The following is a 15,283-nucleotide window of genomic DNA, read 5'->3' on the forward strand; positions in this document are numbered from 1 at the left end:
TACAGCGGCATCCTGTTAAATTATTGTATTTACCTGTTGCAGTGAACTCCGGCTTGATTATTTACCCATAAAAAATGAATTCAACACCTTGCGGGTTGTCTTTCTGGCATTAATTTTCTCAAGCGATACAATTTTCAGCTTGCCAGGTTATCCGAACCTGACAGGCGGCGTAATTATTTCACACTGATTTACTGAATGGAGGCTTTTCGCTTTATGGCCATTTCACAAACATTATCCGGATCTTCCCTGCAGAAATCATCCCTGCCGGATAGTCCGATCCTGTCAGAATCTTTGCCAGTTGCTGATGGTGCCGGTAATGAGACAAGTGAAATTCCGGCTGCGGCATTAAACGGCGCCATTACCCGTGCTCGTGCAGCTTTGCTGGCACAGCAGCAGGAAGATGGCCACTGGTGTTTCCCGCTGGAGGCCGATTGCACGATCCCGGCCGAATACATCCTGATGATGCATTTTATGGATGAGGTGAATGGCGAACTGGAGCGGAAAATTGCCAATTTTCTGCGCAGTCGCCAGGTGATTGACGGACATGGCGGCTGGCCACTGTATTACGGTGGTGATTTTGATATGAGCTGCAGCGTTAAGGTGTATTACGCACTGAAACTGGCCGGGGATTCACCGGAAGCCCCACACATGGCGCGTGCCCGTAATGCGATTCTGGAGCGGGGAGGGGCTGCGCGCTCAAATGTATTTACCCGCCTGCTGCTGGCCATGTACCGGCAGATACCATGGCGTGGTGTGCCGTTTATTCCGGCTGAAATCATGCTGTTACCACGCTGGTTCCCTTTTCATCTGAGTAAAGTGGCGTACTGGTCACGAACAGTGATGGTACCGCTTTCCATTCTGTGTACACTCAAGGCCAGAGCCGTTAATCCGCGCAATGTCCATGTGCAGGAACTGTTTACTGTTGACCCGGAAAAGGAAAAAAATTATTTCCCGGTACGCACGCCGCTGAATCGTTTGCTGCTGTATGTGGAACGATTGGGTTCAAAGCTGGAGCCGTTCATTCCTGCTTTTATACGGCACAAGGCTTTGAAAAAAGCTGAGCAATGGACAATCGAGCGACTGAATGGCAAAGACGGTCTGGGCGCAATTTTTCCGGCAATGGTCAACGCCTATGAAGCACTGGTATTGCTGGGCCATGATCGTGATCACCCGCTGCTCCAGCAATGCCGCCTGTCTTTGCGTGAACTGCTGATAAACGAAGAGGATGATGTTACCTGGTGTCAGCCCTGCGTATCTCCCGTATGGGATACCGTACTGGCTTCACTGGCGCTGCAGGAAGATAGCCGGGCCGACAGTGAACCGGTTCACCGTGCGCTCGACTGGCTTGTTCCGCTACAGGCACTTGATGAGCCAGGCGACTGGCGCGACAGGCGACCTGAATTACCGGGTGGCGGCTGGGCATTCCAATATGCCAATCCGCATTATCCGGATCTGGACGATACCGCTGCTGTGGCGTGGGCGCTATGTCAGGCTAACAGGGAAGATTACCGCAACAGCATAACCCGGGCAGCAGACTGGCTGGCTGGCATGCAATCGGGCAACGGTGGTTTTGCTGCTTTTGATATAGACAATACTTACTATTACCTGAATGAAATTCCGTTTGCCGATCACGGCGCATTGCTGGATCCGCCCACCAGCGACGTAACAGCACGCTGTGTCGGCCTGCTTGCCTTGAATGGTGAAACACGACATCAGCAGGCTGTTAAGCACGGGCTGAAATTTCTGTTGAATGAACAGGAGCCATCTGGCGCCTGGTTTGGGCGCTGGGGCAGTAATTACATTTATGGCACCTGGTCAGTGCTGGAGGCGTTCAGGCTGGCGCGCGTGGATCATGATCATCAAGCTGTAAAACGTGCAGTACAGTGGCTGAAATCGGTACAGCGTGCTGATGGAGGATGGGGTGAAACCAATGATTCCTACCTCAATCCAGAGCTGGCAGGGCAGCTGGAAGAAAGTACTTCTTTTCAGACAGCATGGGCTGTGCTCGGATTGATGGCATCAGGAGAGGTGAAAAGTGCAACCGTGCAAAAAGGGATTGATTACCTGATTCGTACCCAGAAATCGGCTGGATTATGGGAAGAGCCGTGGTTTACCGCACCCGGGTTCCCAAGAGTTTTTTATCTGAAATACCACGGCTATTCAAAGTTTTTTCCACTGTGGGCACTGAATCGCTATCGTGCGCTGACTAACCCGGCAGCCGATTAAAGGAGATCGGCTGCGTGAGTCGTGTCGGTATCATTATTGCTTTACGTGCGGAAGCGCAATGTATTACGCGGCAGCGCATTCCTTTCGATCAGGCGGTAACACTGGATAAAAATCTGACAGTCAGGATATGCGGTATGGGTAGTGTTGCCGCCCGGCAGGCAGCAATTGCGCTATGTGAACAGGAAAAAATGACCGGGCTGATCAGTTTTGGAGTGGCAGGCGCACTGGATGACCGTTTGCAGCCCGGTGACCTGATCCTGCCGAAATCAGTACTGGCAGGCCGGAATTATCCGACAGATGATGGCTGGCGTACCCGGGTTCGACATTGCCTGCCGGGGCACGTCAACGTAATTTCGTGTTCATTGGTGACCAGTGATACGGTAGTTACTACAGAAACAGCCAAGCGTACACTTGCGTTACAAAGTGGCGGATGTGCGGTGGATATGGAAAGCGGTGCAGTAGCTGCAGTTGCAGCAGAAAAAGGCATACCATTTCTGGCGATACGCGCTATTTCAGACCCGGTACAGTTTTCTCCGCCAGCTGAACTAATGGCGGCGCTGAAGCCGGATGGAAGCGTTAAGCCAATTCCTCTGCTGACTTTATTGCTGAAGCGCTCACTTCATCTGAACGAGCTGTTGCGTCTGGCGCCTGGTATGCAGGCTGCCTGTCAAACCCTGAGGCAGGCTGTTCAGTCCGCCCGGCATGAACTGGGCCGGTAAATCCCGGCAAGTGCATGGTATGCGGGGTTCGTGCAGAGGCTTCCTGGCAAAGGATTAAAGCAGGCGCCGCAAATCGCCCTTCATAAAACCATAAGCCGCAGTATCAGGCTCAATCCCTTTACTTAAAGCTATTACCTTGAACAATTCGCCCATTTCGGCCGGACTGACCAGGCGCTGCACCTGGCTGGCCAATGGCAGGTAATTCCCCGGCTGATCTGCCGGTGTGCGTGTCAGTAAATCGGTAATCCCGCAGTTAATCAGAAAATGCGCCTGTGTGGTGTAGCCGGCCAGTTCCAGCCCGGAATCGAGAGCTGTCCGGGCAATGGCACTGAAATCAGCGTGGCTGGTAATATCCTGCAATCCGGGAAGAAAAAACGGATCATCGTGGGCATGATGCCGATAATGGCACATCAGCGTACCCTGATACCGTTGCGGGTGGTAATACTCACTCTGACCGAATCCATAATCGACCAGCAGTATGCTTCCCCGCCGAAGTAATGATGCGAGTGAGCGGATGAAATGCCGGTTGGCGAGACTGATTTCGCTGATGTAAGCATGCGGGGAAGGTTGATCAGCCGGAGGCAGTTGCCGGGCAATCTCAAATAATTCCTGATTGACCAGCGGCTGATCCTGCCATGCCAACTCATGATCCTTCCAGATAACGCCCCGCTCCGCGATATTGCCGTCTTGCCAGACAATCAGATGAAAGGGCATGGCATCCAGTACTTCATTGGCGAGAATCAGACCCTCGAATTGCTCTGGTAATGCCGATAACCAATGCACTCGTGAAGCCAGATGCGGGATATGCTGTTCAATTGTTGTCCGCTGCCGCTGTTGCAGATCAGCACTGAGATCAAGGATGTAGTAGTGCTGCGGAAGGTGGTTCAGTTCTTCCAGTGCCCGCAGCAGATCAACTGCCAGCTTGCCGGAGCCCGCGCCAAATTCCAGAATGGCCCCTTGTTCAACTGCACTTAGAATATGTGCCGCCTGTCGTGCCAGCGTCTGGCCGAATAAAGGAGACATTTCCGGAGCTGTGACAAAATCACCGCCTGCCCCAAATTTAGCGGCTCCACCGCTGTAATAGCCTGTTTCAGGGGTATACAAAACGGATTCCATATAATCAGCAAAGGATATCCAGCCACCCGATTGCATGATCCGGTTATGGAGTGCTGATTTTAAGGCATCGCTGAATGTTTGCTCGGAAGAGGCGGGTAAGGGCAGGGGCACGGGGTTTTCAGCAGTAAAAAAGTTTATGGTAGATTGTAGCGGCGAAGTGTAGCGTAAATAAAAGAGGGCTTTGTGAAAGATAAGGTAATTCTGGTAACGGGAGGTGCGCGGCGAGTGGGAGCTGCCATTTGCCGCCGGCTGCATTGTAAAGGTGCCAGGCTCATTGTTCACTATCGGGGCTCATTTGCGGATGCGCAACAGCTGAAACAGGTGCTCGAACAAAAGCGCCCGGATTCTGTCGCATTACTGCAGGCGGATTTGCTGGATGCCGGCAGAATCCCGGATCTGGTTAATGAGGCTGTCCGGCAGTTCGGCCGGCTGGACGTATTAGTTAATAATGCCTCCAGCTTCTTTCCAACTCCCGTGGGTGAATGTACTGAACAGGCCTGGCATGATCTGATGGGCAGCAACCTGAAAGCTCCCCTGTTTCTGTCGCAGGCAGCTGCCCCTTATCTGAAAAAAAATCAGGGCTGTATCGTTAATATTACTGACATACATGCCGAGCAGCCTCTTAAGCATTACATTATTTACAATGCAGCCAAAGGCGGGCTGGTTGCCCTGACACGTTCACTGGCAATGGAACTTGCTCCGGAAGTCCGGGTAAACGGCATTTCCCCCGGGCCGATTCTCTGGCCGGAAACAGGTGAGTGGCAGGAGGAATCGGCGCGCAGACATATTATTGAAAGAACCTTACTGAAACGGATGGGAGAACCGGACGACATTGCGCGCACAGTCGGCTTCCTGGTTGAAGATGCCCCGTTCATTACCGGACAGATTATTGCGGTAGATGGTGGACGCAGTATCAGCCTGTAATATGGAAAATGGATGCTGCTGCTTTCATTTCATTCATGTTCTTCAGAAAGCCGGGCGGTTTGTGAGATGATCCGGTCGCAATAAGCGATTGCAAGTGCAGAAAACAGAAATGCGATGTGAATGACGGTTTGTGCAATCAGTGTTTTTTCATCATAAGCACTTGCGTTGATAAATGTCTTCAGCAGGTGAATTGATGAAATGCCAATGATGGCAGTTGCCAGTTTGACTTTTAATACTGAAGCGTTGACATGTGACAGCCATTCCGGCTGATCAGGATGGCCTTCCAGATTCATGCGTGAAACGAAGGTTTCGTAACCGCCGATAATGACCATGATAAGTAAATTTGAAATCATGACCACATCAATCAGGCCAAGCACTACCAGCATGATGGCGGTTTCATCCAGTTTTTCAGGTTTTTCTGCTCCTTTGACTGCCACCATATCGAGAATATGCTGCAGGGCACCCTGATTGGAAAAGATAGCGCCAATCAGATCCGACAGTTCAACCCAGAAATGATATACATACACGCCCTGTGCCAGTACCAGCCCCAGATACAAAGGCAATTGCAGCCAGCGGGAAAGAAACAGAAAATAGGCAACAGGCGGTATTCGTCTTGGGGAAGTTGTTGTGTTGTGGTCTGGTTGCATGGCGGTTTATTTTCTGAAAAAGTGCAAAAGATTATCACGATGCCAGGCAAATACGAAACAGGCCGTTTCAGTTCGTTTTATCAGGAGTAACCATGAATCAGTTGTTCAAGTGGGCAGGGTGGCTGCTGCTTTCCCTGCTGGGTGCAGCGGCACTGGGTGTCATTGCCCTTAACCGGGGGGAATCGGTCAGTGCTATCTGGATAGTTATCGCTGCGGTGTGTGTATATCTGGTTGCTTTCCGTTTCTACAGCCTGTTTATTGCCAACCGGGTGTTGAAGCTGGATGCCACACGCATGACACCGGCGTATAAGCATAATGATGGGCTGGATCATGTCCCGACCAATAAATATGTGTTGTTTGGACACCATTTTGCTGCAATTGCCGGAGCCGGGCCGCTGGTTGGCCCGATTCTGGCAGCACAAATGGGTTATTTGCCGAGTATGTTATGGCTGCTTGCCGGGGTTGTATTCGCCGGAGCGGTACAGGATTTTATTGTGCTGTTTATATCGACCAGGCGTGATGCCCGCTCGCTTGGTGATCTGATCAAATCTGAACTGGGGCAGACTCCCGGCATGATTGCACTGTTCGGTGCATTTTTCATTATGCTGATTTTACTGGCCGTTTTATCACTGATTGTCGTCAAAGCACTGGCGGAATCACCATGGGGTACCTTCACTGTTGCGGCAACCATTCCAATCGCGATGTTCATGGGGGTTTATTCACGTTATTTCCGGCCATGTGCAATTGCTGAAGTTTCACTGATTGGTTTTGCACTGCTGATTTTGTCGATCATTGCTGGCCAGTATGTTCAGGCGGATCCCGCATGGGCGGCGATGTTTTCAGCAACAGGTGAACAGCTGACCTGGATATTGATCGGCTACGGTTTTATCGCCTCTGTATTGCCGGTATGGTTGCTGCTGGCGCCACGTGACTATCTGTCAACCTTTCTCAAGATCGGCACGATTGTCGGGCTGGCTATCGGTGTTGTAATCATCTCACCAGAGCTGAAAATGCCGGCTCTGACGCAATTTACTGATGGCACAGGGCCGGTCTGGTCAGGGGATTTATTCCCGTTTCTGTTCGTAACAGTGGCCTGTGGGGCGATTTCCGGGTTTCACTCGCTGATCGCATCCGGCACCACTCCCAAAATGATCCGGAATGAAACGGATGCACGCTTTATCGGCTATGGTGCAATGCTGATGGAATCATTTGTTGCAATTATGGCACTGGTCGCAGCGGCATCGCTTGAGCCCGGCATTTATTTCACGATGAACAGTCCGGCTGCAATTATCGGCACAACAGCGGAATCGGCAGTACAAACCATTTCACAGTGGGGATTTCATATCACACCGGAAATGATCACGCAGACTGCACAGAACGTTGGTGAGCACAGTATTATTTCGCGTGCGGGAGGGGCGCCAACGCTGGCAGTGGGTATGGCACAGATCTTGTCAAAAGTCGTGGGAGATACCGGAATGATGGCATTCTGGTATCACTTCGCTATTCTGTTTGAAGCGCTGTTCATTCTGACGGCGGTTGATGCAGGAACACGTGCCGGGCGTTTCATGCTGCAGGATTTGCTTGGTTTATTTATGCCGGCAATGAAAAAAACAGATTCGTTACCGGCCAGCCTGATTGCTACAGGCGTTTGTGTATCCGGTTGGGGATATTTTCTGTATCAGGGCGTGATCGACCCTTTGGGGGGCATCAATACCTTGTGGCCATTGTTTGGAATTGCTAATCAGATGCTTGCCGGTATTGCACTGATTCTGTGCACTTGCGTGCTGTTCAGGATGAAACGTGATCATTTTGCCTGGGTTACGGTAATTCCGGCAGCCTGGGTTTATACCTGTACGCTGGCTGCTGCCTGGCAGAAGATTTTTCATGACAATCCGCGTATTGGTTTTCTTGCACATGCAAAAAAATATCAGGATGCGGTTGCCCGGGATACGGTACTGGCCCCTGCCAAATCAATCGGACAAATGCAGCAGGTGATATTCAATGACTATATCAACACTGCGCTGACCGCGCTGTTTATGGCTGTCCTTGTCAGCATACTGGTATTTGGTGTTCGGGCTGTACTGCAGGCTCGCATGGCTGCCTGTCCAACGACCCGGGAAGCACCGTTTGAGCTGCTGCCTGTTTATGCAGTTATTGAAAAATAATCGGGAGAAATTACAATGGCTGACAATAAATTGAATCGCATAGGAAAGCGATTTGCACAAAGTTTGCGTTTGATGATCGGTGTGCCGGAGTACAGCGCCTATGTCGAACACATGAAAAATGCACACCACGGCCAGGCAATCATGTCGCGGGAAGCATTTTTTCGTGAAAGGATGGAGGCGCGTTATGGAGGAAAAGGCAGGATGAATCGCTGCTGCTGATCTGCAATGAAGGCGGGAGGAGCGCCGGTGTGTGCTACCCCCGTGGCCCCGTATTACTGTAATCGTTTATCACGCTCAATTAGAGCGTAAGCAGAGTGGTTGTGTATAGATTCAAAATTTTCCGATTCAACGATATAAGCATCGACGCGATCATCGTGATTGAGTACCTCAGCCACATCGCGAACAATATCCTCAACAAACTTCGGGTTATTGTAAGCCTTCTCGGTAACGTATTTTTCATCCGGACGTTTCAGCAGTCCATACAGTTCGCAGGAAGCCTGTTCTTCGGCGATCCTGATAACATCTTCAATCCAGACAAAGCTGTTGGTACGCACGGAAATTGTCACGTGTGAACGCTGATTGTGCGCGCCATAATCCGATATTTTTTTGGAACAGGGACACAGGCTGGTCACAGGAACAACCACTTTCATGGTGAATCCATACTGACTGCCATCTTTGATCTCACCAATAAACGTGACTTCGTAATCCAACAGACTTTTTACCCCGGAAACCGGAGCGGATTTGTTAATAAAGTAAGGGAAAGACATTTCAATATGCCCGGAATCGGATTCCAGCCTGCCAACCATGGAACGCAGGATTTCTTCAAACGATTCGACCGAGATTTCGCGTTCATGACTGTTCAATATTTCCACGAAGCGAGACATGTGCGTCCCTTTGAAGTTGTGGGGCAGATTAACGTACATATTGAACTGCGCCACGGTATGCTGGGAGCCGCCATTTTTATCAGCCACCAGAATGGGATGACGGATTGCCTTGATTCCCACCCGATCGATCGCGATATGTCTTGTGTCCAGTGAGCCTTGTACATCAGCAATGGGCAGATCGGTATGTTTGTTCATAAATCTCCTTCCTGTAAGCTGTTCCCGGATCAGAGCTGACTGACTGTTGCTCGAATAGATCTGAACAGTAATGCTGTTTAGACGGTGTTACGAAGAGAGCCTCGCTTTTACTGATTGAATGATCCCGGCTCTATCCAGCCCGCAATCAGATAACATTTGTGCGGGATCCCCCTGATCAATAAAAATATCCGGTAAACCCAGCTGTAACAGATTGATATTTTTACCCAGATGGGAAAGACATTCCATTACAGCGCTGCCGGCTCCCCCCATAATAGTATTTTCTTCAATAGTAACCAGCAGCTCGTGATCAGCAGCGAGTGTAATGATCAATTCCTGATCCAGTGGCTTAACGAAGCGCATGTTCACCACTGTAGCGTCCAGTTCTTCCCCGGCTTCAAGGCCCGGAGTCAGCATGCTGCCAAAAGCCAGCAGTGCAATCCGATTACCTTGCCGGCGAATTTCTCCCTTACCCAGCGGGATAGCCCGCATTTCCTGCCGAATTGGCACACCGGGGCCAGTACCACGCGGATAGCGAACAGCGGTAGGGGAGTCGAGCAGGAAAGCCGTGTAGAGCATCTGGCGGCATTCATTTTCATCAGCCGGTGTCATGACAGTGATATTGGGAATACAGCGCAGATAACTTAGATCAAAACTGCCGGCATGTGTCGGACCATCAGCACCAACAAGTCCGGCGCGATCAATTGCAAAAATAACTGGCAGATTCTGTATGGCAACATCGTGGATCAGCTGATCATAGGCACGTTGCAGAAAGGTTGAATAAATTGCCACAACGGGTTTCAACCCTTCGCAGGCAGCACCGGCGGCAAAAGTGACCGCATGCTGCTCTGCAATTCCCACATCAAAATAGCGATCCGGATATTCTTTTGAAAAACGGATGAGGCCGGAGCCTTCCCGCATGGCGGGAGTAATGCCGATCAGACGTGAATCTTTTGCTGCCATATCACATAACCAGTCACCAAATATCTGGGTATAAGCGGGTCTGGCAGAAGGTTTCAGTACGATACCCTGATCCGGCTGAAATTTTCCGACACCATGGTAAAGAATCGGATCCTCTTCTGCCGGTTTGTAACCCTTACCCTTGCGGGTTACAACATGCAGAAACTGCGGACCGTCAAGCTGTTTGATGTTGTTCAGTGTCGTCAGCAAAATCTCCAGATCATGGCCATCTATCGGGCCGATATAATTAAAGCCAAGTTCTTCAAACAGTGTGCCGGGTGTTACCATGCCTTTGACATGTTCTTCCGCTCGTTTGGCCAACTCTAAAACCGGCGGTACCACACCCAGCATTTTTTCACCTGCACGCCTGGCTGTTGCATAAAAACGGCCTGACATCAGCTTGGCAAGATAATTATTAAGTGCTCCCACGGGGGGGGAGATGGACATATCGTTATCGTTCAGGATAACCAGCAAATCTGCATCCATCACTCCCGCATTATTCAATGCCTCAAACGCCATGCCCGCACTCATGGCACCATCACCAATCACAGCTATTGCATGCTGTTTTATGCCTCTGAGGCGGGCCGCCGCCGCCATACCAAGTGCTGCGCTGATTGAGGTACTGGAATGTGCTGTGCCAAATGCATCGTATTCACTTTCATCTCGCCTGGGGAAACCGGCAATGCCTCCCCGCATGCGCAGGCGGGCCATGCCTGAGCGCCGGCCAGTGAGAATTTTATGAACATAGGTCTGATGTCCCACATCCCAGATCAGGCGATCAGAGGGAGTATCAAAGACGTAATGCAATGCAATGGTCAGCTCGACCGTGCCGAGATTGGAAGACAAATGCCCACCTGTACCCGCTACGGATTCAACCAGGAAACTGCGTAATTCTTCCGCTAACTGCGGCAGCTGGCTGCGTTTTAGTGTACGTAATTGTGCGGGTATCTCAATGCGATCAAGTAATGGATACATGCAGATTTAGAAAATGTATGACTGAAAAAGAATGGTGGGTCAACTGGGGGTGCAAGTCTAGCGCAAGCCTAAAACTCGCGCTGTACTATGAAATCCGTAACCTGCTGTAAACGCAGCGCACCGGTACCAAACTGGCCTAATACTCCGGTGGCTTCCTGTCTGAGTTCCTGAGCAAGTTCTCGTGCTTGTTTGATACCCAGTATACTAACATAGGTGGGTTTGTTGTTTTCCGCATCCTTCCCGGCAGTTTTTCCCAGCGCAGTTGTAGTGGCTTCGGCGTCGAGGATATCATCTATTACCTGGAATGCCAGCCCCATGCACTTGGAAAAATGGTCCAGCTGCTTGAACTGCGTTTCACTCAGCTTGTTGCCGCAACGCGCACCCAGTGTTACTGCTGCCCGGATCAGTGCCCCGGTTTTATGGATGTGCATAAATTCGAGTTCTGGCAAATTCAGTATTTTACCTACGCTGTCCAGATCAATTGCCTGACCTCCCGCCATACCTCGTGATCCGGCGGCAAAGGCGAGGTGTCGAATCATTTCCAGTTGTACGGAAGGATCATCGGTCAGACGAATCTCTGTCAGTAACTGAAAAGCCAGGCTTTGCAAACTGTCGCCCACCAGCAGGGCGGTGGGTTCATCGTATTTAATGTGGCAGGTTGGTTTGCCGCGCCGCAGTGTATCGTTATCCATACAGGGCAGATCATCATGAACTAAAGAATAGGCATGAATCAGCTCAACAGCCGCACCGGCAACGGTTACATGTGCCTGATCTGCACCACTTAACTCTCCGGAAGCGAAAGCCAGGAGCGGTCGCACTCGCTTGCCGCCACCCAGTACAGAATATCGCATTGCATCATGCAAGCGTGCAGGGGCACAATTTGTGGCTGGAAGATGTTTCTCCAGGCAGGTCTCAATGAGGGCAAGCCGCTCACTTGCCCATAACTGGAAATCAGGATGCATCACGTTCAGTAAGTGGAAAATTTTTCAGCATATCCGCTTCAAGTATTTTTATCTGCTGCTGCGAATCTTTCAGCATATTCTGGCAATATTGTAACAACTCCACCCCGCGTTTGTACGCGGAAAGCGCATCTTCCAGAGATATTTGCCCTGCTTCCATGCCGGCTATAATCTTTTCAAGCTCAGCTGTAGCAGTTTCAAAATTTTTTTGAGGGGGCGGTGGTGCTACTGCTTCAGTATCCGATGATATTTTTTTTTTCATACCGGTAAAAATTTTGCAAGGCGAAAAAAGCGGAATTATCCCACGCTTCTTCAGAAAACAGCCTGATTTGGCTGGTGCTATTATTAACGCTGTAACTGATTGCGGGAATTGTTGACCAAAATGATATAAAAGTCTAACATACCGCGCTTGTAGTAATTGCCTGTATTCCCCGATAGCTCAGTCGGTAGAGCGACGGACTGTTAATCCGCAGGTCCCTGGTTCGAGCCCAGGTCGGGGAGCCATCCAGTTTCAATCTAACAATAAACGCAGGGTTTGGCAGTCACATGGCCCCTTGGTATTCTCCGGGGGGCGCGTAGTCCTAATCCCCGCTTCTGCTCTGTCTTTGTATACCAGCGTGGCGCCATATTTCTGTTTTATTCCATCCATAGTATGCCGGGCCAGGATTTGGCCAATCTGATACATATGCCGTGAGGAAAGCGCGCTGCTCGTAAAAATGCAGGAAAATTGGCGCTCGGCATGGTTTACTGCTTTAATGGTTCGGGCTAATATGCCCGCTGTACGCGGGCTCCCTGTCGTTAAGGGAGCCGGAAAAAAGAAGGAGGTCGAAACAGGACTGGTTGCGGGGGCAGGATTTGAACCTACGACCTTCGGGTTATGAGCCCGACGAGCTGCCAGACTGCTCCACCCCGCGATTGAGCCTAGCATTATAAAGAAGACAGTACCTCCAGTCAAACATGAATTTTTGCTGACAGGTTAGAACTGCTGAAAACAGGTTGTTATTCATTCATTTGCACTGCCCGTCTGTATCTTATCAATAACACCCATGTGAAAAGAGGAGTGTTCCTGATATCGTTCTGTCATGTAACGTTTTAGCGGGTCATGTATTACACGGAATGCAATTTCATCCCATGGGATCTCCTGTTCGCTAAAAAGTTTGACTTCAAGACTTTCAATTCCCGGAGAAAAATCAAGATCCAGCAAAGTTGCCCGGAACAACATATAAACCTGACTGATATGCGGCAAGCTGTAAACTGCGTAAAGATCACGAATTTCCACTCTGGCATTCGCTTCTTCCATTGTTTCTCTTGCGGCACCCTGCACTAATGTTTCATTATTTTCCATGAATCCGGCGGGTAGCGTCCATTTACCCCGGTGGGGCGTAATGGCGCGTCTGCATAATAAAATTTTATTTTCCCATTCAGGAATGCATCCGACGATTACTTTGGGGTTCTGGTAGTGGATAGTATGGCATTTCACACAAATATACCGGGGCAGCGAATCACCTTCCGGAATACTTAAACTAACTTCACCACCACATTGGCTACAGAATTTCATACGTGTACAAATTGTTTTAACGTGTAACGTTGAACTTGAATTCGGCTAACAGCTTTCCGGTTTGATCAGAAGCGGTAACACGCCATGGGCCGAGCCTGTTCTGGTTGAGTACCTTGCTGGAGTAGGTGCGCCAGTCATTATTGCCAACCAGTAAAGAAATTTTAGCGATGGACTGGTTTTGGTAATACCAGTTAATGAATATTTTTTTGCCTTTGAACTGACTCAGATGTAAAAAAAGGAAAACAGGCCGGCTTGATTTGCCATTAAGTGAAACCTGGTCAATATTATCAACAGGCTGCCGTTGCCGGATATTTGAAGTCAATTGTGCTTTGACTAAACCAGGAGATCGACTGGTTTTTTGTGAATTACTCCCGGGTTTTGATTGAGGCAGGATGAAATCCGGTTTAATTCCCGGTTTGACAGGGGAGCTGGATGTGACTTGAGAAATCTGCTTTTTCGATGGCAGGTCAGGTACTTCCGCGACGTGGTTCGAGTCTGTATCTTTTCCGGGTGGATTACTATCTCCTGAATTATTTTCAGGTAACTGACCGGATAAATATTCAGCTGATTCTGCCGGTTGCGTGGATTTTGCTGATGCGGCAGGCAAAGTGATTTCAGCCGGATTTGTTTCCAGTTCCGCTTCATCAGATGATGTATCTGAAATTATCCAGACAATAACAATCAGCACAAACAGCAGAACAGCGCCTGCAATCGCAATTCTTGGCCAGTTATATTCATATTCAGGAGGAAGAGGGGAGAGCGATTCTTCTGGCTGCTCCGGCAAATGCTGCCCGATCTCCGGGCGATCAGTCGACTGGTCCAGCCGGATACGGATTTTTAATTGTGGTTCAGACATGGTGATCAGGAATTTTGAGAGAAAATCAATCTGTCAGCTGCAAGAGGGTAATGGGGTTTCGTTAAAAAACTGCTTGTTCTCATACACCGAAACCTCTGGGTGTTCAGGTATGCATTTTTGCACGCGGATTGAAGGGAAACTTCTGTTCCATCTCACGATAAAACCCGCGGGCCGGCTCGCTATCGGCCGGTGGTAATACGATCTGTAAAATAACATAGAGATCACCGGGGGACGTTCCTGGAATTCCACGCCCCTTCAGGCGCAATTTTTGACCGGAACGTGAACCGGCCGGGATTTTGAGATCGACTGTCCCGGCCGGGGTAGGTGCTGAAATGGTAGCACCTAATGCGGCTTCCCATGGTGCCACAGGCAGATCCAGAAAAATATCTCTGCCTTCCACCCTGAAAAATGGATGAGGTCTGAATGTAATTTCAAGATAGAGATCACCGGCTTTGCCCCCTCCCGCACCCGGACTGCCCTGGCCTGTCAGCCGAATATGCTGCCCCTGTTGAATACCTTTAGGTATGCGTACATTTAATGTACGCTCCCTGATACGCGGCCGTCCATCCGGCCCGGGTTCTGTATGTTGCAAAGTCAGACTGCGGACACCTCCCTGGAATGAATCTTCCAGAGAAATTGAAATTTTTGCACGGGAATCCTCTCCACGCAGATGGAACCCCTGATCGTGGTACTGACGGCTGTGCTGGGTTCTGCCGAACAATGATTCAAAAAAACTGCTGAACTGAGATGTCGCCTGAGAGAACCCGCCACCGTGAAATTCAAATCCCTGATCCCATTCTGGTGGAGGCTGAAATTCCTGGCCGCTTTTCCAGCGTGTTCCCAGCCGGTCATAAGCCGCCCGTTTCTCAGGGTCTTTGAGCACTTCATTGGCTTCACCAATTTCTTTGAAGCGCGCTTCAGCATCTGGCTCCTTGCTGACATCAGGATGATATTTACGTGCCAGCTTGCGATAAGCGTTTTTAATATCATCCTGACTGGCATCGCGCGCGATGCCCATAATCTGGTAATAATCCTTGTATTCCATTTTACTGTACCCGGATAGCGTAATTTACCCTAAAACTGACGATAGCTCTGGATGTCA

At 50.0% G+C, this 15,283-nt stretch carries 14 protein-coding genes and 2 tRNA genes; 6 read left to right on the top strand and 10 right to left on the bottom strand.

Translation table 11 applies throughout. The annotated features are described in order from the left end of the window. Positions 1 to 213 precede the first annotated feature (213 nt). Together shc and IT527_RS00315 are read left to right on the top strand one after the other, a co-directional pair. A complete protein-coding gene (gene shc, locus IT527_RS00310; protein ID WP_292964969.1) occupies positions 214 to 2,226 on the top strand; it encodes a squalene--hopene cyclase in 2,013 nt (670 codons plus the stop codon). Between the two features lie 14 nt (positions 2,227 to 2,240). Then, positions 2,241 to 2,945: a purine phosphorylase gene (locus tag IT527_RS00315; protein ID WP_292964971.1), complete on the top strand. Its 705-nt coding sequence runs from the start codon at positions 2,241 to 2,243 to the stop codon at positions 2,943 to 2,945. 54 nt (positions 2,946 to 2,999) lie between these two features. On the opposite strand, the gene IT527_RS00320 is transcribed toward IT527_RS00315, so the two are convergent. Then, positions 3,000 to 4,172 carry an SAM-dependent methyltransferase gene (locus IT527_RS00320; RefSeq protein WP_292964974.1) on the bottom strand — a complete coding sequence of 391 codons (1,173 nt, stop codon included), beginning with the start codon at positions 4,170 to 4,172 and terminating at the stop codon, positions 3,000 to 3,002. 72 nt (positions 4,173 to 4,244) lie between these two features. Here IT527_RS00320 and IT527_RS00325 point away from each other — a divergent pair, with 72 nt between their 5' ends. Further along, positions 4,245 to 4,985: a pteridine reductase gene (locus IT527_RS00325; protein WP_292964977.1), complete on the top strand. Its 741-nt coding sequence runs from the start codon at positions 4,245 to 4,247 to the stop codon at positions 4,983 to 4,985. A gap of 29 nt (positions 4,986 to 5,014) precedes the next feature. Here IT527_RS00325 and IT527_RS00330 read toward each other — a convergent pair whose 3' ends face one another. Beyond that, complete coding sequence (locus IT527_RS00330; RefSeq protein WP_292964980.1) at positions 5,015 to 5,632, bottom strand: YqhA family protein; 618 nt, start codon at positions 5,630 to 5,632, stop codon at positions 5,015 to 5,017. Positions 5,633 to 5,724: 92 nt separating this feature from the next. On the opposite strand from IT527_RS00330, the gene IT527_RS00335 reads away from it, so the two are divergent. Next, positions 5,725 to 7,797 carry a carbon starvation CstA family protein gene (locus IT527_RS00335; RefSeq protein WP_292964983.1) on the top strand — a complete coding sequence of 691 codons (2,073 nt, stop codon included), beginning with the start codon at positions 5,725 to 5,727 and terminating at the stop codon, positions 7,795 to 7,797. A gap of 15 nt (positions 7,798 to 7,812) precedes the next feature. Continuing rightward, positions 7,813 to 8,016 (top strand): YbdD/YjiX family protein, encoded by a 204-nt coding sequence (locus tag IT527_RS00340; protein ID WP_292964986.1) that lies wholly within the window; start codon positions 7,813 to 7,815, stop codon positions 8,014 to 8,016. 53 nt (positions 8,017 to 8,069) lie between these two features. On the opposite strand, the gene folE2 is transcribed toward IT527_RS00340, so the two are convergent. From folE2 to IT527_RS00360, 4 genes are all read right to left on the bottom strand, one after another. After that, on the bottom strand, positions 8,070 to 8,876 hold the full coding sequence (folE2, locus tag IT527_RS00345; protein ID WP_292964989.1) for a GTP cyclohydrolase FolE2: 807 nt from the start codon (positions 8,874 to 8,876) through the stop codon (positions 8,070 to 8,072). A gap of 87 nt (positions 8,877 to 8,963) precedes the next feature. After that, the gene (gene dxs, locus IT527_RS00350) at positions 8,964 to 10,808 is read right to left on the bottom strand and encodes a 1-deoxy-D-xylulose-5-phosphate synthase (protein WP_292964992.1); all 1,845 of its coding nucleotides are present in this window, start codon (positions 10,806 to 10,808) and stop codon (positions 8,964 to 8,966) included. A 68-nt stretch (positions 10,809 to 10,876) separates the two neighbouring features. Then, a complete protein-coding gene (locus IT527_RS00355) occupies positions 10,877 to 11,770 on the bottom strand; it encodes a polyprenyl synthetase family protein (RefSeq protein WP_292964995.1) in 894 nt (297 codons plus the stop codon). Further along, positions 11,760 to 12,029: an exodeoxyribonuclease VII small subunit gene (locus IT527_RS00360; RefSeq protein WP_292964997.1), complete on the bottom strand. Its 270-nt coding sequence runs from the start codon at positions 12,027 to 12,029 to the stop codon at positions 11,760 to 11,762. Before IT527_RS00360 ends, IT527_RS00355 begins: the two co-directional genes overlap by 11 nt. Positions 12,030 to 12,195: 166 nt before the next feature. Here IT527_RS00360 and IT527_RS00365 point away from each other — a divergent pair. Then, positions 12,196 to 12,271 (top strand) — tRNA-Asn (locus tag IT527_RS00365). A gap of 333 nt (positions 12,272 to 12,604) precedes the next feature. On the opposite strand, the gene IT527_RS00370 is transcribed toward IT527_RS00365, so the two are convergent. The 4 genes from IT527_RS00370 to IT527_RS00385 form a co-directional block, all read right to left on the bottom strand. Next, positions 12,605 to 12,681, bottom strand: a tRNA-Met gene (locus IT527_RS00370). Positions 12,682 to 12,770: 89 nt separating this feature from the next. Then, entirely contained in the window at positions 12,771 to 13,325 is a 555-nt protein-coding gene (locus tag IT527_RS00375; RefSeq protein ID WP_292964999.1) for an NUDIX hydrolase, read from the bottom strand. Between the two features lie 16 nt (positions 13,326 to 13,341). Then, positions 13,342 to 14,181 (bottom strand): DUF2914 domain-containing protein, encoded by an 840-nt coding sequence (locus tag IT527_RS00380; protein ID WP_292965001.1) that lies wholly within the window; start codon positions 14,179 to 14,181, stop codon positions 13,342 to 13,344. A 103-nt stretch (positions 14,182 to 14,284) separates the two neighbouring features. Further along, a complete protein-coding gene (locus IT527_RS00385; RefSeq protein WP_292965004.1) occupies positions 14,285 to 15,226 on the bottom strand; it encodes a DnaJ C-terminal domain-containing protein in 942 nt (313 codons plus the stop codon). Positions 15,227 to 15,283: the final 57 nt, after the last annotated feature.

Origin of the sequence: Nitrosomonas sp., assembly GCF_020852615.1 — a bacterium.
Lineage (GTDB): Bacteria > Pseudomonadota > Gammaproteobacteria > Burkholderiales > Nitrosomonadaceae > Nitrosomonas.